Annotated in this window: 21 protein-coding genes; 20 read left to right on the top strand and 1 reads right to left on the bottom strand. The window is 44.9% G+C overall.

What is annotated here, in order from left to right; translation table 11 throughout:
* The first annotated feature begins 222 nt into the window (after positions 1-222).
* Positions 223-1476 carry a serine hydroxymethyltransferase gene (gene glyA, locus H8A87_RS01785; RefSeq protein WP_198688303.1) on the top strand — a complete coding sequence of 418 codons (1254 nt, stop codon included), beginning with the start codon at positions 223-225 and terminating at the stop codon, positions 1474-1476.
* An 89-nt stretch (positions 1477-1565) separates the two neighbouring features.
* Positions 1566-2801 carry a 3-phenylpropionate MFS transporter gene (locus H8A87_RS01780; RefSeq protein ID WP_198688302.1) on the top strand — a complete coding sequence of 412 codons (1236 nt, stop codon included), beginning with the start codon at positions 1566-1568 and terminating at the stop codon, positions 2799-2801.
* Positions 2802-2890: 89 nt separating this feature from the next.
* Here the strand turns inward: H8A87_RS01780 and suhB are convergent, their stop codons facing one another.
* Positions 2891-3694, bottom strand: coding sequence for an inositol-1-monophosphatase (gene suhB, locus H8A87_RS01775; RefSeq protein ID WP_198688301.1), 804 nt, complete (start codon positions 3692-3694; stop codon positions 2891-2893).
* Between the two features lie 125 nt (positions 3695-3819).
* Here suhB and trmJ point away from each other — a divergent pair, with 125 nt between their 5' ends.
* The 18 genes from trmJ (at position 3820) to H8A87_RS01685 (ending at position 23804) form a co-directional block, all read left to right on the top strand.
* Positions 3820-4554, top strand: coding sequence for a tRNA (cytosine(32)/uridine(32)-2'-O)-methyltransferase TrmJ (trmJ, locus tag H8A87_RS01770; protein WP_198688300.1), 735 nt, complete (start codon positions 3820-3822; stop codon positions 4552-4554).
* Between the two features lie 172 nt (positions 4555-4726).
* Positions 4727-5221 (top strand): Fe-S cluster assembly transcriptional regulator IscR, encoded by a 495-nt coding sequence (iscR, locus tag H8A87_RS01765; RefSeq protein WP_198688299.1) that lies wholly within the window; start codon positions 4727-4729, stop codon positions 5219-5221.
* Positions 5222-5269: 48 nt separating this feature from the next.
* Entirely contained in the window at positions 5270-6484 is a 1215-nt protein-coding gene (locus H8A87_RS01760) for an IscS subfamily cysteine desulfurase (protein WP_198688298.1), read from the top strand.
* A 24-nt stretch (positions 6485-6508) separates the two neighbouring features.
* Positions 6509-6895: a Fe-S cluster assembly scaffold IscU gene (gene iscU, locus H8A87_RS01755; protein ID WP_198688297.1), complete on the top strand. Its 387-nt coding sequence runs from the start codon at positions 6509-6511 to the stop codon at positions 6893-6895.
* Positions 6896-6991: 96 nt separating this feature from the next.
* Positions 6992-7315: an iron-sulfur cluster assembly protein IscA gene (gene iscA, locus H8A87_RS01750; RefSeq protein ID WP_198688296.1), complete on the top strand. Its 324-nt coding sequence runs from the start codon at positions 6992-6994 to the stop codon at positions 7313-7315.
* Positions 7316-7358: 43 nt separating this feature from the next.
* Complete coding sequence (gene hscB, locus H8A87_RS01745; protein WP_198688295.1) at positions 7359-7880, top strand: co-chaperone HscB; 522 nt, start codon at positions 7359-7361, stop codon at positions 7878-7880.
* 69 nt (positions 7881-7949) lie between these two features.
* Positions 7950-9797, top strand: coding sequence for a Fe-S protein assembly chaperone HscA (gene hscA / locus H8A87_RS01740; protein ID WP_198688294.1), 1848 nt, complete (start codon positions 7950-7952; stop codon positions 9795-9797).
* Between the two features lie 2 nt (positions 9798-9799).
* Positions 9800-10135: an ISC system 2Fe-2S type ferredoxin gene (fdx, locus tag H8A87_RS01735; protein WP_198688293.1), complete on the top strand. Its 336-nt coding sequence runs from the start codon at positions 9800-9802 to the stop codon at positions 10133-10135.
* A gap of 19 nt (positions 10136-10154) precedes the next feature.
* Positions 10155-10349 (top strand): Fe-S cluster assembly protein IscX, encoded by a 195-nt coding sequence (iscX, locus tag H8A87_RS01730; RefSeq protein ID WP_198688292.1) that lies wholly within the window; start codon positions 10155-10157, stop codon positions 10347-10349.
* A 179-nt stretch (positions 10350-10528) separates the two neighbouring features.
* Positions 10529-11824, top strand: a complete 1296-nt coding sequence (gene pepB / locus H8A87_RS01725) for an aminopeptidase PepB (protein WP_198688291.1) — start codon at positions 10529-10531, stop codon at positions 11822-11824.
* A gap of 119 nt (positions 11825-11943) precedes the next feature.
* Positions 11944-12372: an enhanced serine sensitivity protein SseB C-terminal domain-containing protein gene (locus H8A87_RS01720; protein WP_198688290.1), complete on the top strand. Its 429-nt coding sequence runs from the start codon at positions 11944-11946 to the stop codon at positions 12370-12372.
* 307 nt (positions 12373-12679) lie between these two features.
* Positions 12680-17749, top strand: coding sequence for an alpha-2-macroglobulin family protein (locus H8A87_RS01715; protein WP_198688289.1), 5070 nt, complete (start codon positions 12680-12682; stop codon positions 17747-17749).
* 57 nt (positions 17750-17806) lie between these two features.
* Positions 17807-20155, top strand: coding sequence for a peptidoglycan glycosyltransferase PbpC (pbpC, locus tag H8A87_RS01710; RefSeq protein ID WP_198688288.1), 2349 nt, complete (start codon positions 17807-17809; stop codon positions 20153-20155).
* 175 nt (positions 20156-20330) lie between these two features.
* Positions 20331-20894 carry a DUF2975 domain-containing protein gene (locus tag H8A87_RS01705; protein WP_198688287.1) on the top strand — a complete coding sequence of 188 codons (564 nt, stop codon included), beginning with the start codon at positions 20331-20333 and terminating at the stop codon, positions 20892-20894.
* Positions 20895-20915: 21 nt separating this feature from the next.
* Positions 20916-21110 carry a helix-turn-helix domain-containing protein gene (locus H8A87_RS01700; RefSeq protein WP_198688333.1) on the top strand — a complete coding sequence of 65 codons (195 nt, stop codon included), beginning with the start codon at positions 20916-20918 and terminating at the stop codon, positions 21108-21110.
* A 108-nt stretch (positions 21111-21218) separates the two neighbouring features.
* On the top strand, positions 21219-21545 hold the full coding sequence (locus tag H8A87_RS19725; RefSeq protein ID WP_232370019.1) for a hypothetical protein: 327 nt from the start codon (positions 21219-21221) through the stop codon (positions 21543-21545).
* A gap of 410 nt (positions 21546-21955) precedes the next feature.
* Complete coding sequence (gene ndk / locus H8A87_RS01690; protein ID WP_198688286.1) at positions 21956-22384, top strand: nucleoside-diphosphate kinase; 429 nt, start codon at positions 21956-21958, stop codon at positions 22382-22384.
* Positions 22385-22625: 241 nt separating this feature from the next.
* On the top strand, positions 22626-23804 hold the full coding sequence (locus tag H8A87_RS01685; RefSeq protein WP_198688285.1) for a bifunctional tRNA (adenosine(37)-C2)-methyltransferase TrmG/ribosomal RNA large subunit methyltransferase RlmN: 1179 nt from the start codon (positions 22626-22628) through the stop codon (positions 23802-23804).
* Positions 23805-23809 lie beyond the last annotated feature (5 nt).

Here is a 23809-nt window from a genome sequence, read left to right as displayed (position 1 = left end):
CACCACAAATCTTGGCCAAGATCACAAATATTATTGATAAATATGAAATCGTTGATTCTATAGTCAGCAATTTCGCTCTCAATGCGTTGCCTATGCGCAATGCAAACGTTTGCGTAAATTCTCTTGTCAAGACTATCTCATTCGATAAAAAGAGTTTACACTGTGTGACATTCTGGCCCTCAGGGGTATTTTTTAGTGATGTAGCTGAGTCAGGAGAACCAAATGTTAAAGCGTGAAATGAATATTGCGAATTACGATCCCGAACTGTGGCAAGCGATGGAACAGGAAGTTTGTCGTCAAGAAGAACATATTGAATTGATTGCTTCTGAAAACTACACCAGCCCGAGAGTCATGCAGGCTCAAGGATCTCAGCTCACTAACAAGTATGCGGAAGGTTATCCGGGTAAACGTTACTACGGTGGCTGTGAGTATGTCGATGTGGTTGAACAACTTGCGATTGACCGTGCAAAAGAGTTGTTTGGAGCAGACTATGCTAACGTCCAGCCACACTCTGGTTCTCAGGCAAATGCTGCGGTGTATATGACATTGCTGAAACCTGGCGATACAGTTTTAGGGATGAATCTGGCGCACGGTGGTCATCTGACTCACGGTTCTCCTGTTAACTTCTCCGGTAAACTTTATAACATCGTTCCTTATGGCATCGATGAAAGCGGTAAAATCGATTACGACGATATCCGTACTCAGGCGCAAAAACATCAGCCAAAAATGATCATCGGTGGCTTCTCTGCCTATTCCGGTGTTGTTGATTGGGCGAAGATGCGTGAAATTGCTGATGAAATTGGTGCTTACCTGTTCGTTGACATGGCTCACGTAGCCGGTTTGATTGCTGCGGGTGTTTATCCGAACCCAGTTCCTCATGCGCACGTTGTTACAACCACAACGCATAAAACACTGGCTGGCCCACGTGGTGGCCTGATTTTGGCGAAAGGTGGCGATGAGGAATTTTACAAGAAACTAAATTCTTCTGTTTTCCCTGGCTCTCAGGGTGGTCCGCTGATGCATGTGATTGCAGGTAAAGCTGTCGCTCTGAAAGAAGCTATGGCGCCTGAATTTAAGGTTTATCAACAGCAAGTCGCCAAAAATGCTAAAGCGATGGTAGAAGTATTCCTGCAACGTGGTTATAAAGTTGTTTCTGGGGAGACTGAAAACCATTTGTTCCTGCTGGATCTGGTGGATAAAGATATTACTGGTAAAGATGCTGATGCAGCATTAGGGCGCGCGAATATCACTGTTAACAAAAACAGCGTACCTAATGATCCACGCAGTCCGTTTGTTACTTCAGGTATTCGTATCGGGACACCCGCTATTACCCGCCGTGGTTTTAAGGAAGCAGAAACGCGTGAATTGGCTGGCTGGATGTGTGATGTGCTAGAAAATATCAATGATGAAGTGACCATTGAAATTGTTAAGCAAAAAGTATTGAATATCTGCGCAAAATATCCGGTTTACGCATAATTTATAATAAAATGTAGTTTAATAATAAGCCCGACTCATAACGTCAGTTTTGAGCGGGTTTTTTGCATTTGAAAAATGGGGGCATTTGGATGGTTGTTCTGTCGACATTTTGGCTAGGGTTAAGTTATTTCACCTATTTTTTCTCTTTTGGCATATTTTTACCTTTTTGGGCTATTTGGTTAAAAGGTGAAGGTATTGAAGCTTCAATGATAGGAATATTGCTCGGCGTTGGCTTGATTGCCCGCTTTATCGGTAGCTTAATTATTTCTCCTACAGTAAAAGATCCCTCGAAATTAATTAAGGCATTGCGATTACTCTCATTATTGACATTGCTTTTCGCCGTTGGCTTTATATTTGGTAGCCATTGGGTATGGCTTTTCTTTGTCATGATAGGTTTTAACTTGTTTTTTTCACCATTAGTCCCTTTATCGGATGCTTTGGCAGGAACATGGCAAAAACAATTTACTTTTGATTATGGCAAAGTAAGAGTTTGGGGCTCGATTGCATTTATTATTAGTTCTTCGCTGACTGGCATATTAATGTCTGCCAATGGGATAAATTTCTCAACCAGTAGCCTCGATTTTGGGTGGAATATGTCATTTGACAGCCTGAATGGCTGGATTGGTAGTGACTTGTTTGGAACACACCGTATTATTCTTGCCTTTTTGGTTTTCAGTATCACGGCCATGTTGCTGGGAATGATGCTGAAACCCTCCATTATGCCAGCAGGCAAGATCAAAGCCGCGAATACCAATGCGGTATCCTTCAAAGAACTTCTGTCTGAAAAATCGGTCTGGCAATTTTTAGTGTGCGTGACTTTATTGCAGGCGGCACATGCGGGTTACTACAGCTTCGGTTCCATTTATTGGGAGAATGCGGGCTATTCATCATCAACTATTGGTTATCTCTGGTCATTGGGAGTCGTGGCAGAAGTTGTCATCTTTACCTTCAGCAAACAGTTATTCCGTCGTTGGAGCGCGCGTAATCTGTTATTGCTATCCGGTATTTGTGGTGTGATTCGCTGGGGATTAATGGGAACATCTACCGAATTACCTGCGCTGATTATTATTCAAATCCTGCATTGTGGCACTTTTACCGTTTGTCATCTGGCAGCAATGCGCTTTATTGGCGCTAGAAAGGAAAATGAAATCATCCGATTGCAAGCGACTTACTCTGCTTTAGCGATGGGGGGGGGTATTGCGGTCATGAGTATCATTGCCGGTTTCATGTATGAGCATATGGGCAGTGGCATATTTTGGGTTATGGCGTTAGTTGCATTACCTGCACTGTTTCTGCGGCCCAAAGTAGAAGCTCATGCGCATTGATTAAAAGCGAAGGCGATAAAAAGGGCACCTATTATTGGGTGCCCTGAAAACAACATTGCTCATATTATATTTATTCAATAATCAACGTATTAGCGTTTTAGTGCTTCAGTCAATTCTTCACGCATTTCAGACAGAATGTCTTTAACGATACGTGGGCTACCAGCAACGATATTGCCGGTATTGATATAGTTATGGCCGCCGACGAAATCGGTCACGATACAACCTGATTCACGTACCAATAATTCACCGCCCATGAAATCCCATGGTTTCAGGCCAATCTCGAAGTAACCATCTACGCGTCCAGCCGCGACATATGCCAGATCCAGTGCCGCAGAACCCGTGCGACGGAAGTCCGCACAGCGCCCAAATAATTTACCCAGTACATTCATGTAAGGGATGGAATGCTGTTTGGCCTTGAATGGGAAACCAGTGGCAAGGATAGTGCCATCCAGATCACGGGCATTGGTACCGCGCAGACGATAGCCATTCAATTGAGCGCCTTGGCCGCGAGTCGAACTGAATAGCTCATTGCGCATTGGATCATAAACCACAGCCGCTTCAGTGCGGCCTTTAATACGCACGGCAATGGAAACAGCAAAATGGGGGAGACGTTTAATAAAGTTGGTGGTGCCATCCAGTGGATCGATCACCCATTGGAAATCGTCTTCTTCACCTAAGTGCTCACCGCTTTCTTCAGTGATAATCGTGTGTTTAGGATAAGACTTGCGGATAATGTCAATGATCAGCTGTTCAGCTTCACGATCAACATTGGTGACGAAATCGTTACTGCCTTTTTGGCTTGCTTCGATGGCATCAGGGGTTTCGTAGCTCTTGGCAATGTAGTTGCCGGCTTTACGCGCAGCGCGTATAGCGATAGTTAGCATCGGATGCATGGGGTATCTTCCACCAGGATTTTAAAGAACGAGAAACAAATCGGCGCGCAGTATAGCAGTAGTTCGTCAAAATGACTAATGCTGTGTTAAGATATTCGGCTCTTATACCGAACTTAAAAGCCGTCATGCTAGAGAATATCCGCGTTATTCTGGTAGAAACCTCCCACACGGGTAATATGGGTTCAACCGCCAGAGCTATGAAAACAATGGGATTGACCAATTTGTATCTGGTGAATCCGCTCGTTCAACCTGATTCTCACTCAATCGCACTTTCAGCCGGTGCAAGCGACGTTATTGGCAATGCAAGGATTGTAAATACGTTGGACGAGGCATTGGCAGGGTGTGAATTGGTTATCGGAACCAGTGCCCGTTCCCGAACCCTTTCTTGGCCAATGGTTGAACCACGTGAATGTGGTGAACGTTGTGTCGAAATTGCCAGCCACTCTCCGGTTGCCATTGTCTTTGGTCGTGAACGTGTGGGCTTGACTAACGAAGAACTACAGAAGTGTAATTACCACCTTTATATTCCAACCAACCCGGAATACGGTTCGTTGAATTTGGCTATGGCAGTTCAATTGGTTAGCTATGAAATTCGCATGGCGCACCTTGCAGCTCAGGAACAGCCAGAAAATGTAGCTTCTCCAGATCATGAGATAGAGTATCCGCCTGTCGAGGATATGGAGCGTTTTTATCAGCATCTTGAACAAGTATTGAACGACTCTGGCTTCATCCGCAAAGCGCATCCAGGTCAGATAATGAACAAGCTAAGACGCCTTTATACCCGTGCACGACCAGAAACGCAGGAGCTGAATATTCTGCGTGGCATACTGACTTCTATGGAAAAATGGACTAGAAAATAACCGTAATGCAGTAGGGAAATTCAGCAGGAAACAGCCAGAAAACTGAAGATGGGCAAGTGAAAAAAGTGAAAGGCAGTCAAATAATAGTTGAGTAAATTACTAGGTTAAATAGTTGACTAAAATACTCAGGAATGCCACAATTTCATCCATATTTCACCATGGAGTTTTTGTTATGAGACTGACATCAAAAGGACGTTATGCGGTAACAGCCATGCTAGATGTGGCGTTGCATTCACAAGAAGGGCCGGTGCCATTAGCCGACATTTCTGAACGTCAGGGAATTTCCCTTTCCTATCTTGAGCAGTTGTTTTCCCGCCTGCGTAAAAATGGTTTAGTTTCTAGCGTCCGTGGTCCAGGTGGCGGTTATTTAATGGGCAGAGATGCCGGTAAAATTTTCGTTGCCGAAGTGATTTCTGCTGTTGATGAATCTGTTGATGCAACTCGCTGTCAGGGCAGAGAAGGCTGTCAAGGCGGTGATCGTTGTTTGACTCATGCATTGTGGCGTGACCTCAGCGATCGTATCACGAGTTTCCTGAGCAGCATCAGCTTAGAAGAATTAGTAAACAACCAAGAAGTGTTAAACGTTGCTGATCGTCAAGACAGCGATAAACGCCGTACACCTAACGGCAGACCTCAAGAGACGATTAACGTTAACCTTCGTGCGTAATCTGTGGCAAACAAAAGTATTGAAAGTGTCTTACGGAGCATGTGAGCAATGAAATTACCCATTTATTTGGACTATTCAGCAACAACACCGGCCGATCCACGTGTTGCTGAAAAGATGATGAACTATCTGACTATGGACGGGGTTTTTGGTAACCCAGCTTCCCGTTCACACCGTTTTGGCTGGCAGGCTGAAGAGGCGGTTGATATTGCGCGTAATCAAATTGCTGATTTGGTCGGAGCAGACCCGCGTGAAATCGTGTTTACCTCAGGTGCAACAGAATCAGATAACCTCGCAATTAAAGGTGCTGCAAAATTTTATCAGAAAAAAGGCAAGCACATTATTACCAGCAAAACCGAACATAAAGCGGTTTTGGATACTTGTCGTCAGCTGGAGCGCGAAGGTTTTGAAATCACTTACCTTGCGCCAATGAGCAACGGCATGATTGATCTGAAAGTGCTGGAAGCCACCATGCGTGAAGACACCATTCTGGTTTCCATCATGCACGTCAATAACGAAATCGGTATTGTTCAGGACATCATGACCATCGGTGAAATGTGCCGCAGCCGTGGCATTATTTTCCATGTTGATGCAACTCAAAGCGTTGGTCGCTTGCCTATTGACCTGAGTAAACTGAAAGTTGACCTGATGTCTTGTTCTGCCCATAAAGTATATGGCCCGATGGGGATTGGTGCGCTGTATGTTCGCCGCAAACCTCGCGTGCGCATTGAAGCACAGCAGCACGGTGGTGGTCATGAGCGCGGCATGCGTTCAGGTACATTGCCTGTTCACCAGATCGTTGGTATGGGTGAAGCCTACCGTATTGCGAAAGAAGAGCTGGAATCAGAGGCAGAACGCCTGCGTGGTTTGCGCCTGCGTTTGTGGAACGGTATCAAAGATATTGAAGAAGTTTATCTGAACGGTGATTTGGAACTGGGTGCACCACACATTCTGAATGTCAGCTTCAACTATGTTGAAGGTGAGTCATTGATGATGTCACTGAAAGATCTGGCGGTTTCTTCTGGCTCGGCATGTACTTCAGCGAGTTTAGAGCCTTCTTATGTCCTGCGAGCACTGGGCATGAATGATGAACTGGCACACAGTTCTATTCGTTTCTCTATGGGGCGTTTTTCCACAGAAGAAGAAATAGACTATGCAATCAAGTTGATTCACAACGCGATTGGCCACTTGCGCGATCTTTCTCCATTATGGGAAATGTTCAAGCAGGGTGTGGATATTAGCGCCATCGAATGGTCTCATCATTAATCAGACGGTTTCAGGAGTAACGATATGGCTTACAGCGACAAAGTAATTGATCACTACGAAAACCCACGTAATGTTGGTTCATTCGACAGTGAAGATCCTTCAATTGGTAGTGGCATGGTAGGGGCACCCGCTTGTGGTGACGTCATGCGGCTGCAAATTAAGGTCAACGATGAAGGCATCATTGAAGATGCACGGTTCAAAACCTATGGCTGCGGCTCTGCGATTGCATCCAGTTCACTGGTGACAGAGTGGATGAAAGGAAAATCTCTGGAACAGGCTGAGGCGATCAAAAACACTCAGATTGCTGACGAGTTGGAATTGCCACCAGTGAAAATCCACTGTTCTATTTTGGCAGAAGATGCAATCAAAGCTGCTATTGCTGATTACAAGAGCAAGCGCCAAGCCAAGTAACGATTTTTGTAAAAAGAACGTTTTGCAAAAAGAAAATAATTCTGGTGGATATTGAACCAATATCCACCTTTACTAGTTTTAAAAGTGAGGTGTTGTATGTCAATTTCCCTGACAGAAAGTGCAGCCCAGCGTATTTTGGCCTTTCTTGACAATCGAGGAAAAGGTGTCGGGTTGCGTTTGGGAGTGAGAACATCCGGCTGCTCTGGTATGGCATATGTGCTTGAATTTGCTGATGCACTTAATGAAGAAGATCAGGTTTTTGAAGACAAGGGCGTGAAAGTTATCATTGACGGTAAAAGCATCCTTTACCTTGATGGTACTGAGTTGGATTTTGTTAAAGATGGTCTGAACGAAGGCTTTAAATTCAACAACCCCAATGTTTCCAGCGAATGCGGTTGTGGGGAAAGTTTTCACGTTTAACCCCATTTTTTGACTCCGCACTTTGCGAAACTAAGAGTAACTTATGGACTATTTTACTTTATTCGGGCTGCCTGCGCGTTATGCGATTGACCGTGAGCTGTTGGCGACCCGTTATCAAGAATTGCAGCGTCAGTTTCATCCTGATCGTTTTGCCAATCAGCCAGAACGTGAAAAAACACTGGCACTTCAACAAGCCGCTACCATCAATGATGGTTATCATAAGCTGAAAGATCCCCTGAAACGTGCAGAATATATGCTATCCCAGCAAGGATTCGACCTATCCAACGAACAGCACACGATGCAGGATACGTCTTTCCTGATGGAGCAGTTGGAATTGCGTGAAGAGCTTGATGCTATTGAGCATAGTTCCGATCCGGAAACAGCCCTGGTTGGTTTTTCATCTCGCCTCAATAAAATGATTAAAACTCGCAGTGAGCAGATGGAACAACAGCTGAATGTTGCCGATTGGCCAATTGCAGCTGATACGGTTCGTAAATTACGCTTTCTGGATAAATTACAACAGCAGGTTGAACAGCTGGAAGAGCGGTTGCTGGATGATTTTTAAGCTAAATGGCATTGATAGAATAGTTTTTGGCTGAATAAATTTCGGCTGAATAGATTTAAAGGGGCACACATGGCTTTATTACAAATCAGCGAACCGGGTTTATCTGCCGTACCGCATCAGCGTCGCCTGGCTGTGGGGATTGATCTTGGTACAACCCACTCTCTGGTTGCGACTGTCCGAAGTGGTCAGGCGGAAACATTGGCAGACAGTGAAAACCGTCACTTGCTTCCTTCCGTTGTACAATATCGTAAAGAAGACATTCAAGTTGGTTGGCAGGCACGTCAGCAGGCTGTATCTGATCCTGTTAATACTGTGAGTTCCGTCAAGCGTATGATGGGACGCTCTTTGGCTGACATACAACAGCGTTATCCCAACCTGCCATACCAACTTCAAGCGAGTGAAAACGGCCTGCCGTTGATCAATACCGTAGCAGGATTGGTGGATCCTATTCAGGTTTCTTCTGAAATATTGAAATCGTTATCACAACGAGCAGAAGAAACTTTGGATGGCAAACTCGATGGGGTAGTAATCACGGTTCCAGCCTATTTTGATGATGCTCAACGTCAGGGAACCAAAGATGCCGCGCGTTTAGCGGGTCTGCATGTTCTTCGCCTTTTGAATGAGCCGACAGCCGCTGCCATTGCTTATGGTCTTGATTCCGGTCAGGAAGGTGTGATAGCCGTTTACGATCTTGGTGGTGGAACATTCGACGTCTCCATTCTCCGTCTTAGCCGGGGCGTGTTTGAAGTATTGGCGACGGGAGGCGATACCGCATTGGGTGGTGATGATTTTGACTTGCTGTTGGTGAATTGGATCCGTGAACAGGCTGGAATTAGCGATAAGGGCCACGGATTGCAACGTCAGTTGCTGGATATTGCAACTCAAGCCAAAATAGTTTTGAGTGAAGCCGATAGCGCGGAAATCTGCATTGCTGACTGGCAAGGCAGCATTACTCGCACTGAATTCAACGAATTAATCGCCTCCTTGGTCAAACGCACATTACTCTCCTGCCGTCGGGCACTGAAAGACGCGGGCGTGACGGCTGACGAAGTTTTGCAGGTAGTCATGGTTGGCGGTTCAACGCGTGTGCCACTGGTACGCAGCATGGTAGGGGAATTCTTTGACCGCGAGACATTGACCTCTATTGACCCAGACAAAGTGGTGGCGGTTGGCGCTGCGATTCAGGCAGATATTCTGGTGGGCAACAAACCTGATAGCGAAATGCTGTTACTGGATGTTATCCCACTGTCACTCGGTTTGGAAACGATGGGGGGGCTGGTTGAAAAAGTCATTCCACGTAATACCACCATTCCTGTTGCAAGAGCGCAAGAATTTACTACTTTCAAAGACGGTCAAAGCGCGATGAGTATCCATGTGGTGCAAGGCGAAAGGGAACTGGTCAGTGATTGCCGTTCACTGGCGCGTTTCACACTGCGCGGTATTCCTCCATTACCGGCTGGTGGCGCACACATCCGCGTGACTTTTCAGGTCGATGCGGATGGTTTGTTGAGCGTCAGCGCGCTGGAAAAATCCACGGGTATTGAAGCTTCCATTCAGGTGAAACCTTCCTATGGTTTATCGGATGAAGAAATTGCTCGCATGCTCAAAGATTCCATGACTAATGCGCAGGAAGACATTCAGGCACGTAAATTGGCTGAACAAAAAGTAGAAGCGGCTCGAGTTTTGGAAAGTTTAACAGGTGCGCTGGAAAAAGATGCCGACTTACTGAGTCAGGAAGAACAGGCTGCTATTGATGCTGCCGCCCAAATATTAATTGAAAGTGCTCAGGGAACTTCCTCTGATGCGATTGAAAGTGCAATTAAACAATTGGACAAGCAAACGCAGGAATTTGCCGCGCGCCGTATGGACACATCAATCCGCCGGGCTTTGGCGGGTCATTCTGTGGATGAGATTTAATTATGCCTAAAATTGTATTTTTACCTCATAAAGAACTTTGCCCTGAAGGTGCAGTATTGGATGCTCAGGAAGGCGAATCAATTCTGGATGTTGCTCTACGTCATGGCATTGAAATTGAACATGCTTGTGAAAAGTCCTGTGCGTGTACCACTTGTCACTGTATCGTCAGGGAAGGTTTTGACTCACTGGAAGAAAGCGCTGAACTGGAAGATGATATGCTGGACAAGGCGTGGGGATTGGAACCTGAAAGTCGGTTGAGCTGTCAGGCCAAAGTTACCGATGAGGATTTAGTCGTTGAAATTCCTAAATACACCATTAACCATGCACGTGAGCACTGACAGGAGAACGGAAAATAAAATGAAGTGGTCTGACAGTCGTGATATTGGCGAAGCACTGTATGATAAATTTCCAGATCTAGACCCAAAAACAGTGCGTTTCACCGACATGCATGGATGGGTTTGTGAACTGGATGGTTTTGATGATGATCCACAGAAATCCAACGAAAAAATATTGGAAGCTATTTTGCTAGTATGGTTGGATGAATATGAGTAGCGTGAAATTTGTTCAAGACAAAAAATAGCGCAAACTTACCGATTCTTGCTCAATAGCTTGGCATAGTCTGCATTTAATGGAAAACTGGCGATTGCCAGTTTTTTTGCATTAATAAACCCTTACTGTGAAACAGTGAGCGATGTGACACAGTGAACAAATAAGATAAGAAGTGAGAAAAAATGACAAAACAAATCATGCCCATAACACTGTCTTATGAACCAGCTAACGTTTGCTGGGGTGAAAAAGCACTCATTAGTTCAAGTGAGCAGGGGTTCTCCGTCCACTTGGAAGGTAATGGAAAGTTGGGCGCAATCCAACGTGCTGGGCGTAAAATTGACGGACAAGGAATTCGCAATGTTGCCTTAGTGGGTGATGGCTGGGATCTGGATAAAAGTTGGGCATTCTGGTTGGGCTTCCGTTCACCTAAGGGGCTGCGCACTATTGAATGGCCACAACTACCTGCGACGGAAAAACAAGAGCTGGAAAGAAGGATAAAATTCATTGATTGGGTACGTGATACCATCAACCTTCCAGCAGAAGATTTAGGGCCAGAACAGCTTGCCCAGCGAGCCATTGATTTACTGAGTGGTGTCGCGGGTGATGCCGTTAGTTATCGAATCATCAAAGGGAATGATCTGCGTGAACAGGGTTATGCAGGGGTACATACTGTTGGTCGTGGTTCTTCTCGTGATCCTATTTTTCTGGCATTGGATTTCAACCCGACAAAAGATACAAAAGCTCCCGTCTTTGCCTGCCTGGTCGGTAAAGGTATTACCTTCGATTCCGGTGGATACAGCATCAAACCTTCTAATTCCATGGATTCCATGAAAGCGGATATGGGGGGGGCTGCGACATTAACGGGAGCACTGGCTTTGGCGATCAGCCGCGGCTTGAAACATCGCGTAAAACTGTTCCTGAGCATCGCAGACAATATGGTGAGTGGAAATGCTTTCAAATTGGGTGACATCATTCGCTATCGCAATGGCAAAACTGTTGAAGTGATGAACACTGATGCGGAAGGGCGTTTGGTACTGGCTGATGGCTTGATTGATGCTAGTGCAGAAAAAGCGCCACTGATTATTGATGCTGCAACCTTAACTGGCGCAGCGAAAATGGCGGTAGGAAACGATTACCACTCAGTATTCAGCTTTGATGATCAACTGGCATCTGATTTACTGGCTGCGGCTGATACTGAGAATGAATTATTCTGGCGCTTACCGCTGGCTGAATTCCATCGTAGCCAACTGCCATCCAATTTTGCTGATCTGAACAACATAGCATCACCTTCGCATTCAGCAGGAGCAAGTACTGCGGCAGCATTCCTATCTCACTTTGTAGAAAACTACAAAAAAGGCTGGGTACATATCGACTGTTCAGCAACTTACCGTAAATCATCTGTTGAACTGTGGGCAGCGGGTGCGACGGGATATGGTGTGCGTACTATTGCCAACTTATTGCTGGCTAAAACGAAATAAAAGACGAAATAAATAATAAAGCCTTCAAATCATCTTTCTTGATAGCCTCTCTGATGAGGGGCTATGATTGAACTTTTCAGCGGTTTTAACTTCAGTTCAAGCACTGTTCGGAGATTTTCATGAGTTTGTCAAATGGATCTGTCGCTACCGAAATAGATGTTCCCGGCGGAAGCCAAATTACTCTTAGTCTGCCAGAGGAACAACCAGCCCGGCTTATTGAGGCTTTGATTGATTTATTCAAGCAACATAAACCTATTAGGCGAGCTTTTCTGGTCATAGCCCATGATAAAAATGTGGATGAAAAACCTAATTTACTCATTGGACTGGAGTTCAGTGGGGAGCCAGCAGATAATGAGATTAACTTGTTTATTCAACAAGCAGGTGAACTGGCTTGCAAATATCTTGACGAAGATGAATCGGTTGATTTTTGCCTGCTTGATGAAAAAGAAAGAGGCATCAGCCATTATCTGATTCAGCATACTCAACCTTTCTATCAGCGGAAATTAGGTAGTTGGCTGCGGGAGACTATTCCTGTTATCAATCAGTAATGGTCAATTGTAATCTGATTGTAATGACTAAACTAATATTGCGAAAGGTATCGAAAATTTGAAAGAACATAGGGCAAAAGTGCAGAGGTAATTTTATTCTGGGCAAAAATTTCGTTATTTTTTCTGCGCTTTGGTTATGCAAAATAACAAGTACTATAAGTACCAGTAATGGATTTGCATGGCGATATGGCAGAGGAAGGGCAAAAATCGTTTTCTTTCCTTTCGTTATATTTTGTTTCCTAAATCATATGAATATCCATAAAAAATAATATTCCGGATTATCCGGCAAACAATAAGGGTTATGGCTATGTCTCAACGTCAATGTTGGCAAAGGATGGCAAGGGGAATGCGATATCTTGCGGTGATGCTTGCCACACTATTTGCGCTATTCGCATTATCTGGATGCGATCAATCCGAAAGTCCTGAGAAAGATAAATTACATACATCACTGTCTCAAAATAAACTCCCGCAACCGGCAGTGGGCACGACTTCTACTGATGAACAAACCAGTGGAAATCAAACTGGTGAAATAAAAAACAGTGAAAAACTAAAGGAAACCCGAACTCTGGTACAACGCTATGCGGGTAAAGACGTCACTATCTTGGATGCTTCCGAACTGCAACTGGATGGCGCTAGCGCAATGGTGGTGACATTCTCCGTTCCTTTAGACCCCAACCAAGATTTTTCACAAAAAGTGCATCTCGTTGATGTTAAATCGGGAAAATTGGATGGTGCATGGGAGCTTTCCAATAACCAGATGGAACTCAGGTTACGTCATTTACCGCCTGCCCGTGAATTAAAATTGACGGTTGACGAAGGTGTACAGGGCATAAACGAGCGTCGGCTGGCAACCGCCTATGAGAAAAAATTCAATACAGTGCCTATTACTCCAACGGTTGGTTTTGCCAGCAAAGGATTATTGCTGCCCAGCAAGGCGGCGGAAGGGCTACCTGTTCTGGCGCTCAATGTTGATCGTGTAGATGTCAATTTTTTCCGGATCAAAGATGAAGCGTTACCCTCATTCATCGCCAACTGGCAATACAGCAGTAACATAAATTATTGGGAATCCAAAGAATTACTGCAAGAAACAGAATTAGTCTACACTGGCCGTTTTGATCTTAGCCCTACCGCCAATACCCGTGAAAAATTATTGCTGCCACTAAGTAACATCAAAGAACTACAAAGAGACGGCGTTTATCTGGCAGTCATGCAGCAAGCGGGAAAATATACCTACAGTAATCCTATAACCCTGTTCACATTGAGCGATATTGGCGTCTCCATGCACAGTTACCTGAACAGGATCGATGTATTTACTCAGTCGCTGGAACAAGGCTCTAGTCTGAAAGGTGTTGGGATTCGCCTGCTGGATGCAAAAGGGCAACTCCTGTCAAAAGCTACGACAGATAAAGATGGACATGCATCGCTTGAAAAAAATGACAAAGCGAGATTATTGCTGGCCATTCAGGATGGGCACACCAGCATGATCGACTTACACTCCCCAGCGCTGGATCTCTCTGAATTTGATATCGGAGGCCCGCAAGGATATAGCAAACAGTTTTTTGTATTTGGCCCAAGGGATCTTTATCGACCGGGAGAAACGTTAATCGTTAATGGCTTATTGCGTGATGCTGATGGCCGGCCGCTGAAACCCCAACCGGTTAAAGTGGATGTATTGAAAGCGGATAATCAGGTTGTTCGTAGTTTTGTCTGGCAAGCTGAAAACGAGCTGTACCAATATCGTTATCCGATTCCCCGCGAGGCTGAAACGGGGATGTGGTCACTGCGATTTGATTTAGGTGATAACACCTCACGTTATTACAAATTTAATGTCGAAGATTTCATGCCTGAACGTATGGCATTGGAAATCAAAGGAAACGTCAATAATCAGCCCATATTGAAAGGCGAAGAAGTTGAATTCTCCATAACGGGCCGTTACCTGTATGGTGCACCTGCTGCGGATAACCGTTTACAAGGGCAATTGTTCCTACGTCCTGCCCGTAATGCTGTGGAGAAATTACCGGGATACGAATTTGGGTCTGCAAAAGAAACTGACTTGAGACGAACATTAGATGAGTTTGACATTACCCTGGATAGCGAAGGGAAAGCGAATCTCTCTGTCAGTGATGATAATTGGAAATCCGTCACATCACCCGTGAAAGTTATCGTACAGGCCAGTCTGCTTGAATCTGGTGGACGTCCGGTGACACGCCGAACTGAGCAGGCAGTCTGGCCAGCTGAACAGCTAGTTGGCGTACGCCCACTTTTCAATCAGAAAACGATTTATAATTACCGCATTGGTCGTGATGAAAACCGCTATAACGTAGATGAAAATTCACTGGCAGACTTTGAAATAGTTTATGCGGATGCTCGCGGCAAGAAACATGCGACATCAGAATTAAGAGCGCGTTTGATATATGAGCGTCGTGATTATTATTGGCGTTGGTCAGACAGTACTGGTTGGGATTCAGGTTATGACCAGAAAGATTTGGTAATGGCCGATGAACGTGTCCAGATTGCGGAAAACGGTACAGCCAAAGTCAGTTTCCCCGTTGATTGGGGTTCTTACCGCATTGAAGTCGTGAATCCACAAAATCAGCTCGTCACTAGCCTGAATTTTTGGGCCGGTTATTCATGGCAGGACAATACTGGAGGCACGGGTGCAGTGCGTCCAGATCAGGTTAAATTATCACTGGATAAACCTGCCTATAAACCGGGAGAGAAAGTGAAATTGCACATGGTTGCACCGCAAGAAGGTAAAGGTTATTTGCTGGTGGAATCCAGTGATGGTCCATTGTGGTGGCAGGAAATTGACGTACCAGAAAAAAGTCTGGATATCGAAGTTCCAATAAATCAGGCATGGGCTCGCCATGATTTATACCTCACTGCCGTTGTCGTGCGTCCGGGAGATAAATCTCGTCAGGCAACGCCTAAACGGGCGATTGGTGTATTACATCTGCCACTGATGGATGAAGGGCGTAAGCTGAACTTGGCCTTAAATGCACCTGATAAGATGCGTCCGAATCAGGATCTGACAGTCAAAATCAAGGCCACCCCTCAACAGGGACAAGAGCTTCCTAAACAAGTTTATGTCCTGCTTTCAGCAGTGGATACAGGGGTATTGAGTATTACTAACTTTAAAACTCCTGATCCTTATGACGCTTTCTTTGGTCGTAAACGTTACAGCATTGACCAATATGATGTTTATGGTCATCTGATCGAAGCTGAAGGGCGTCAGGCGAATCTGCGCTTTGGGGGAGATGGTAATGATAACTCACTTGAGCGGGGTGGTAAAAAACCACTGACGGAAGTCAAAATCATCGCAGAACAAGCTAAGCCGATTACCTTGAACGCCAATGGCGAAGGTGAGATTACCCTGCCGATTCCGGATTTCAACGGAGAACTCAGGCTGATGGCGCAGGCATGGAGTGGTGATGAATTTGGTCACAGCGAGCGCAAAATCATTGTTGCAGCGCCAATCATTACGCAAATGTCATTACCTCGCTTTATGGCGGGAGGTGATCAATCCCAACTGTCGCTGGATCTCACCAATTTGACTGAACAACCGCAAGTGCTGACGCTGAATTTTGCGGCGGAGGGGTTGATTAAATTACAAGGTGCGGAAAGCAAAAAACTTACACTGGAAAAAGGAAAACGGACAACGATTCAAATTCCTGTCAAAGCGGATTACGGATTTGGACAGGGCGAAGTATTCCTGACTGTTAATGGTTTTAACTTGCCTGACGAAAATCTGAAACAGTACAAAAATAGCTGGAAAATTGGCGTTCGTCCTGCACATCCAGCTAAAACCATTCAATTTGCTGATGTGATCCACCAAGGGCAAAATTGGCAGTTACCGCCGACAGCCATTTCCGGATTGGCACCAGAAACACTGGAAGGTCAGTTATTGCTGACCAGTAGGCCGCCATTGCAAATCGCACGTTATATCCGTGAATTGTATGCTTATCCCTATGGTTGTCTGGAGCAAACGGTGAGCGGGCTTTATCCATCACTCTATTCCAATGAAGCTGAATTGAAAAAACTGGGCATCAATACGCAAAACGATGAAAAACGTCGAACGGCAATTGATGCAGGGATTACACATCTGTTGAGTATGCAGCGTCATGATGGTGGCTTTTCACTGTGGAACCGCAATGGCGATGAAGAGTTTTGGTTGACTGCTTATGCGACAGATTTCCTGTTCCGTGCGACTCAGCAAGGTTACAGCGTTTCCGTTGATGCCCTGAAAGCAGCCAATAACCGTTTATTGCGTTACTTGCAGGATAAAACCATCATTAGCGATCGCTACAGTGGTTCACGTTCTGCAACACAATTTTCTGTGCAAGCTTATGCAGGGTTGGCCTTGGCCAATCAGCAAAAAGCACCGTTGAGTGGATTGAGACAACTCTACGAACGCCGGGCGCAGGCTGAAAGTGGCTTGTCTCTGGTTCAGTTGGGCATTGCACTGAAAATGATGGGGGATAATACCCGTGGCAACGAAGCCGTTCATTTGGGGGTGAATAAATCACGCGAACCTGGCTATGGATTGGGTGACTATGGCAGTACTATCCGTGATAACGCATTGATAGTTTCCCTGCTGACAGAGCACAACATGTTGCAGAAAGATCGTGACGACAAATTGTTTGATTTATCCAATGAACTGACAACTCGCAGTTATTTCTCAACACAAGAAAGCAATTCGCTTTATTTGGCAGGACGTTACTTTATCAGTGCGGCCGAACAATCGTGGAAAGCTGCGATTAATGAGCAAATGCCACCACTTAACCATGACCGTGCATTGACCGAGACATTAACGGCAAATCAGCTTTCGAAAGGTGTAGATATCAGTAATCGTGGTAACAGTACCCTGTATTCACGCTTGAATGTGGTGGGTTATCCACTGAATACACCTGATCCTTACTCAAACGTTCTGAAAATTAAGCGCACTTACCTTGATTTGGAAGGGAACTTAGCCTACATCGAGCGCATGAAAAGCGGTGAGATGGTCGTTGTGAAGTTGGAGGTCAGAGCGACCCATTCAGTGCCAGATGCACTGGTAGTCGATTTACTGCCAGCCGGATTGGAAATTGAGAACCAGAATCTGGCAGCTAGCAGTGCCAGCCTGAGTGAAAGTGCGACGGGTTTGCAAGATTTTATTGCGGAAATGCAACAGGCAGATATACGTCACATTGAATACCGTGATGATCGCTTTGTTGCCGCTGTTGCTGTTCCGCCTTATAAATCAGTGACATTGCTATATTTGGCTCGTGCGGTTGCACCAGGAGTTTATCAAGTGCCTGCACCACAGGTTGAATCCATGTATGTCCCTGATTGGCGTGCAGTGGGTGAAACCAACGCAGAACTGGAAGTTGTCCGTTAATCATCATCAGCCCCCATCATTGAAGATGGGGGCTATTCCTTTCGGGTACTGTTTTTAATGAGAAGATTGTCCTCCCGCATTTATCTGCTTATTTTGACGATGACTTTGGCTATTTTGTTGGCGCTCCCCGCCGCAATGTGGTTGGCAGATAAAATCTGGCCGTTGCCAATGCATAACGTCAAAATGGCGCGTGTGGTGGTGGGGGCTGATGGTTCACCATTGTGGCGTTTTGCTGACAGCGAGGGGATCTGGCGTTATCCCGTCACTTTAGATCACGTTTCCCCTGAATACCTTCAGGCATTACTGACCTATGAAGATCGTTGGTTTTACAGGCATCCCGGCATTAACCCTGTCTCCCTGCTAAGAGCAGCATGGCAGGATATTCGTGCAGGAAAAATAGTGTCAGGGGGCAGTACTATTTCCATGCAAGTCGCCCGATTGATTGATCCACATCCACGTACTTTCTCGGGAAAATTCAAACAAATTTGGCGCACGCTACAACTGGAATGGCATTATTCAAAAGATGAAATTTTGGAGATGTATCTGAACCGTGCGCCATTTGGTGGCACATTACAAGGTATTGGAGCAGCAAGTTGGGCTTATCTGGGGAAATCGCCGTCCGAACTTTCGTCCGGTGAAGCAGCATTATTGGCTGTATTGCCACAAGCTCCCAGCCGATTACGGCCAGATCGTTATCCAGAGCGGGCACAGGCGGCTCGTGACAAAGTATTGCAGCGATTGGTGCGGTATAACGTTTGGTCGGAGAAAAAAGTCGCTGATATCAAAGAAGAAAGTTTATGGTTTGCTCCACGTCAGGTTCCTCATCTTGCGCCATTATTGGCAAGGCGAATGGCGAATGAAAATCAGCAGGAAGTGATCCAGACAACTATTGATACTGGTTTACAGCGTCAACTGGAAGATATGGTTCTCAATTGGAAGTACCAATTGGCGGCCAAAACATCGATTGGGGTGTTGGTTGGTGATCACACTGACATGTCCGTCAAAGCTTACATTGGTTCTGTAGATTTTCAGGATGACAGCCGTTTTGGGCACGTGGATATGATAAGCGCATGGCGTTCGCCCGGCTCCACACTTAAACCTTTCCTGTATGCGATGGCGTTAGATGATGGGTTAATTCATGGTGAATCCTTATTGCAGGATGTTCCCCGTCGTTTTAATGATTATCGTCCGGGTAATTTTGACAGCGGCTTTAATGGGCCAGTGAGTACTAGTGAAGCGTTGGTAAGATCGTTGAATCTGCCGGCAGTACAGCTTCTTGAAGCCTATGGTGCCAAGAGATTTACCGCCAATTTACGCAATGTGGGAACGGGGCTACGTTTTCCGTTAGGCAGTGAACCCAATTTATCCCTTATCTTGGGAGGAACTGCCGCACGTATGGATGAGCTGGTTGCGGCTTATAGCGCTTTTGCCCGTCAGGGAAAAGCATCTCCATTGCGTTTTACACCCCAGCAGAAAGTGCGAGACAGGCAATTGTTTTCTGCTGGATCAGCTTGGATAGTCAGAAGGATCATGGCCGGAGAAGGGCGTCCTCAACCCGATAATATTTTACCTGCTGGAGTCCCCTTGGCGTGGAAAACAGGCACAAGTTACGGTTATCGTGATGCGTGGGCGATTGGTTTGAACGCCCGTTATACCATAGGCGTTTGGGTTGGCCGACCAGATGGAACCCCTGTTGTCGGGCAATTTGGTTATGCCACTGCGATCCCGATCATGAATCAAATCAACGGATTGTTGATGGAAAACTTACGTTATAGCTCAATGCGTATTCCTGTTGATCCGCGACCAGCCAGTGTCAGTCAGGCAACCATTTGCTGGCCAAGTGGGACTGTTCTTCCCCAAGAAAGCCTTCCTCAAGAAATCAATAATTGCCGCCAGCGTCACTTGAGCTGGATTCTGGATAATACTATTCCTCCGACATTATCTGCTGTGGGGCAGGAAGGTATTTCAGGGATCAACGAACGGATATGGCTGGATAAAAATGGCCTGCGTGTTGCCCCTGATTGTCCCGATGCCCAGCCTGAAACGGTGAGTTTGTGGCCAATTACGTTAGAAGCATGGTTACCCGCCAAAGAACGGCGGGCAAATCGACTTCCTCCCATTAATCACCAATGTCCACCTATGAAAATGGATGAGGCACCACTGTTGATTGTTGGAGTTCGTGAAGGGGAAGTGTTGAAGCGGATCCTGGGTAAAAGGGCTTTGGACTTACGGATAACAACACAAGGAGGCAGTGGTAAGCAATGGTGGTTTTTGGATGGTGAACAAATTGCCGTCACAGAAAATAACCAATCGTGGGTCAAAACGTTATCACAACCGGGAAAATATCAGCTCAGTGTTTTGGATTTGAGTGGGCAAATCAGCTCAATCAATTTTGTGTTGAAGTGATTCATTCACTGCAACTTAAAAGATAAGGAATGTAGGGTATTTCATTAAAAAAACAGGGTATTATCCATGTTTTTTGTTTCCGCATGCAGTTAAATTAATGTTTTGCGAATAAAAATTATTGTTTTACAGTAATTTTTGTCTATAATTCGTTCATGTTTAATCATGGGCCATAAGCATGATGCACTCTGCAAAACTCACAAGAATGACGACACTCAGTTTGGTGATGTCTAAATTATCGTTGTTAATTATCGTCATCATGGTGGCTATTAATATTCTTAGTTGGCTGGAACCAAAATTAATTTTAGAAAAATATGGGCTGGGTTTTTCGCTAACTGAAAGAATATTATCTCACATTGATAAGAATACGCTTTGTGCGTGGACATTAACCGGAGGGATATTGATATCGACGATCCCGCTATTATCGTTGATTGGTAGTTTCTGGGCTTTTCACCGATTGTTTGGCAATTATAGAAAAGGTGATTACTTTTCCAAGCACACCGTTAAATATTTGGAGTATGCAGGCTGGGGTGTAATTTTATGGAGTGTTTTAGATATTCTCTGCGAACCTCTATTAACAGTATGGTTAACAATGTCCGCACCAGCCGGTGAACGTTTTATCACATTGAGTTTAACCACCGGTCATTTTGTCGCTATTTTTATTTCAGTTTGCCTGGCTATCATTTCGCGTATTCTCTACCAAGCATGTGATATGTACGACGAAAATCAGAGCATTATATAGGGAGATACCGTGGCAATTCTTATGAATCTGGATGTGATTATGGCGAAACGGAAGGTTAAATCCAAATATTTAGCACAGGCCATTGGTATTACAGAACAGAATCTTTCTCTGCTGAAAACAGGAAAAATTAAGGGAATTAGATTTTCTACTCTGAATGCTATCTGCCAATATTTGGATTGCCAGCCTGGAGATATATTGGAATTCAAAGATGATTAGTCAGTCAGTCAGTCATTCAATCATTAATTATATTGGCAAATAGTATTAATAAATAGTGTTAGTAAATTGTGTAGGTTGTTAATTCAACGTAATCAGTGAGGAAAAGCGATGAAAAATGTTTTATATGCTTTGCTGCTGGGCGCATTTTATATTCCTGCTGCGCTTGCTGCAACATCAGCGACAGGCGTTAATCATAAAATAGCCAATCAAAAATCTTCTCATCAGGGAACATTGAGAAAGTGTACCGATTTATTACCCGCAGGACACAAATATACCATCAGCATTATTGGTTCATCTGATAAAACGACTCAAAATGCCAAGAAGCAATTCACAGGGAAGTTTGAAGTGTCTGATGAAACTAAGCAGCCACTAAACAAGAAAAGAACTGAAGAGGTTAAACCTTTTATTCAATGCGTAACAGAGACGGTTTTATAATTGATAATAGGTTAAAAACGTCAATTCAATGATCTTGGTCAGAATGCCTGTTTGGGATTTAATCGCCTGAGCGGGCATTATTTTATAAAATTAACGGGGCAAGAGAGAATGAACTGACAGTGAAGATATTTACTCCAGTATTCAGGCTGGATATCAGTAAATCAGTTTAATTTAGATTATCTTGCCGTGTGTAACGGAGCGAAAATGTGATTTATGCTAAAAAATGATGATTTTCGCTAAGAAAGTTTTAATAAAATGTTATGTTTTTTGTAGGCAAGCAGAAAGTCTCCTCCTATAATCAACGCCTATTTTTATTCCTGTCAGGTACAGGATAGATTTGCTCCTCAGTTTTGCTTAGGAGCATAAAAATTAAAATGAATCATCTCTGAAAGTGCCAAAGAGGTTATCGAATGACAATTGAACGTACTTTTTCCATTATTAAGCCCAACGCAGTGAAGAAAGATGTTATCGGTTCTATCTATGCCCGTTTTGAAAGCGCAGAGTTTAAAATCATCGCGGCCAAAATGCTGCATTTGACTCGCGAACAAGCGGAAGGTTTTTATGCTGAACACAAAGGCCGTCCTTTCTTTGATGGTCTGGTGGAGTTCATGACCTCTGGCCCAATTATGGTGCAGGTTCTGGAAGGTGAAAATGCCGTTCAGCGTCACCGTGATCTGATGGGCGCAACCAACCCTGATAACGCGCTGGCCGGTACTCTGCGTGCAGACTATGCAGACAGCTTTACTGAAAATGCTGTCCACGGTTCAGACTCCATTGAATCTGCAAACCGTGAAATCGCTTACTTTTTCAGTGATGATGAGGTTTTCCCTCGCTACTGATCCTTCAGTTACTCGTAGCATCTAAACAGTAAAGTTTGTACAATGGCACGCCCCACTAATTTGATTTAGTGGGGCGTTTATTATTTTATTTCAATGTTCATTCAATATATCGCTGGCATTTTATATTGCCGGAACTCGATATTGCTGCAATGAGCATTGAACTGGCAGTCACCGCATGAAAACTTAGTGCTGAAATGAAATCAGCGCAGAGCCGAAAGTGTAACAACGAGGCGATGTAATAATGTCCCAACTTAACGAAACCGTACCACCTTCAACCTCCGCCGTATCTGTCACGCCTGAAAAGAAAAACGGTAAAATCAATCTGCTCGATCTTAGTCGTAAACAAATGCGTCAATTTTTTGTCGATATGGGAGAAAAACCTTTTCGTGCCGATCAGGTCATGAAATGGATTTACCATTATTGCTACGACGACTTTGAGCAGATGACAGATATCAACAAAGTGCTCAGGGCGAAATTGCAACAAGTTGCTGAAATCAAAGCACCGGAAGTTGCAGAAGAGCAACGTTCCTCTGATGGCACTATCAAATGGGCGATTACGGTTGGTGACCAACAGGTTGAAACGGTTTATATCCCAGAAGATGAGCGCGCGACACTGTGTGTTTCATCTCAGGTGGGATGTGCTTTAGAGTGTAAATTCTGTTCTACTGCTCAACAGGGCTTTAACCGTAACCTGCGGGTATCTGAAATTATTGGTCAGGTCTGGCGTGCCGCTAAGATTATAGGCTCGCTGAAATCCAGTGGGCGTCGTCCCATCACTAACGTGGTGATGATGGGAATGGGAGAACCATTACTCAATTTGAACAATGTTGTGCCGGCAATGGAAATCATGATGGATGATTTCGGTTTTGGTCTGTCAAAACGTCGTGTGACATTGTCAACGTCTGGTGTCGTTCCTGCACTGGATAAACTGGGTGATATGATTGACGTTGCACTGGCAATTTCCCTGCATGCCCCTACCGATGATGTCCGTGACGACATCGTGCCAATTAACCGCAAATACAACATTGAAGAGTTCTTGGCGGGAGTACGTCGTTACCTGGCAAAATCCAATGCTAATCAGGGGCGTGTCACGGTGGAATATGTGATGCTTGATCACGTTAATGATAGCGTTGAACAGGCTCATCAATTGGCGGAATGCCTGAAAGATACCCCGAGCAAGATCAACCTAATTCCGTGGAATCCGTTCCCGGGAGCACCTTATGGGCGTAGCTCCAACAGCCGAATCGATCGTTTTTCCAAAGTTCTGATGGAATATGGCTTCACAACCATCGTGCGTAAAACGAGAGGGGATGACATTGATGCTGCATGTGGACAGCTTGCTGGCGATGTGATTGATAGAACAAAACGGACACTGAAAAAACGTCTGGTAGGTGAACCTATTCAGGTAAAAACAGTCTAATTTTT

The organism is Xenorhabdus lircayensis (genome assembly GCF_016306625.1).
GTDB lineage: Bacteria > Pseudomonadota > Gammaproteobacteria > Enterobacterales > Enterobacteriaceae > Xenorhabdus > Xenorhabdus lircayensis.
The sequence above is the reverse complement of the archived record's forward strand: the minus strand, read 5'-3'. Positions and strand labels throughout refer to the sequence as shown.

What these genes read in the sequence shown, in the direction of transcription:
- H8A87_RS01685 (WP_198688285.1), top strand. Translation starts at nt 22,626, where the DNA reads ATGTCCCAACTTAACGAAACCGTACCACCTTCAACCTCCGCCGTATCT.
- glyA (WP_198688303.1), top strand. Translation starts at nt 223, where the DNA reads ATGTTAAAGCGTGAAATGAATATTGCGAATTACGATCCCGAACTGTGG.
- hscB (WP_198688295.1), top strand. Translation starts at nt 7,359, where the DNA reads ATGGACTATTTTACTTTATTCGGGCTGCCTGCGCGTTATGCGATTGAC.
- H8A87_RS19725 (WP_232370019.1), top strand. Translation starts at nt 21,219, where the DNA reads ATGAAAAATGTTTTATATGCTTTGCTGCTGGGCGCATTTTATATTCCT.
- ndk (WP_198688286.1), top strand. Translation starts at nt 21,956, where the DNA reads ATGACAATTGAACGTACTTTTTCCATTATTAAGCCCAACGCAGTGAAG.
- iscR (WP_198688299.1), top strand. Translation starts at nt 4,727, where the DNA reads ATGAGACTGACATCAAAAGGACGTTATGCGGTAACAGCCATGCTAGAT.
- fdx (WP_198688293.1), top strand. Translation starts at nt 9,800, where the DNA reads ATGCCTAAAATTGTATTTTTACCTCATAAAGAACTTTGCCCTGAAGGT.
- trmJ (WP_198688300.1), top strand. Translation starts at nt 3,820, where the DNA reads ATGCTAGAGAATATCCGCGTTATTCTGGTAGAAACCTCCCACACGGGT.
- iscU (WP_198688297.1), top strand. Translation starts at nt 6,509, where the DNA reads ATGGCTTACAGCGACAAAGTAATTGATCACTACGAAAACCCACGTAAT.
- H8A87_RS01715 (WP_198688289.1), top strand. Translation starts at nt 12,680, where the DNA reads ATGTCTCAACGTCAATGTTGGCAAAGGATGGCAAGGGGAATGCGATAT.
- H8A87_RS01720 (WP_198688290.1), top strand. Translation starts at nt 11,944, where the DNA reads ATGAGTTTGTCAAATGGATCTGTCGCTACCGAAATAGATGTTCCCGGC.
- pepB (WP_198688291.1), top strand. Translation starts at nt 10,529, where the DNA reads ATGACAAAACAAATCATGCCCATAACACTGTCTTATGAACCAGCTAAC.
- pbpC (WP_198688288.1), top strand. Translation starts at nt 17,807, where the DNA reads ATGAGAAGATTGTCCTCCCGCATTTATCTGCTTATTTTGACGATGACT.
- H8A87_RS01700 (WP_198688333.1), top strand. Translation starts at nt 20,916, where the DNA reads ATGAATCTGGATGTGATTATGGCGAAACGGAAGGTTAAATCCAAATAT.
- suhB (WP_198688301.1), bottom strand. Translation starts at nt 3,694, where the DNA reads ATGCATCCGATGCTAACTATCGCTATACGCGCTGCGCGTAAAGCCGGC.
- iscX (WP_198688292.1), top strand. Translation starts at nt 10,155, where the DNA reads ATGAAGTGGTCTGACAGTCGTGATATTGGCGAAGCACTGTATGATAAA.
- H8A87_RS01760 (WP_198688298.1), top strand. Translation starts at nt 5,270, where the DNA reads ATGAAATTACCCATTTATTTGGACTATTCAGCAACAACACCGGCCGAT.
- H8A87_RS01705 (WP_198688287.1), top strand. Translation starts at nt 20,331, where the DNA reads ATGATGCACTCTGCAAAACTCACAAGAATGACGACACTCAGTTTGGTG.
- iscA (WP_198688296.1), top strand. Translation starts at nt 6,992, where the DNA reads ATGTCAATTTCCCTGACAGAAAGTGCAGCCCAGCGTATTTTGGCCTTT.
- H8A87_RS01780 (WP_198688302.1), top strand. Translation starts at nt 1,566, where the DNA reads ATGGTTGTTCTGTCGACATTTTGGCTAGGGTTAAGTTATTTCACCTAT.
- hscA (WP_198688294.1), top strand. Translation starts at nt 7,950, where the DNA reads ATGGCTTTATTACAAATCAGCGAACCGGGTTTATCTGCCGTACCGCAT.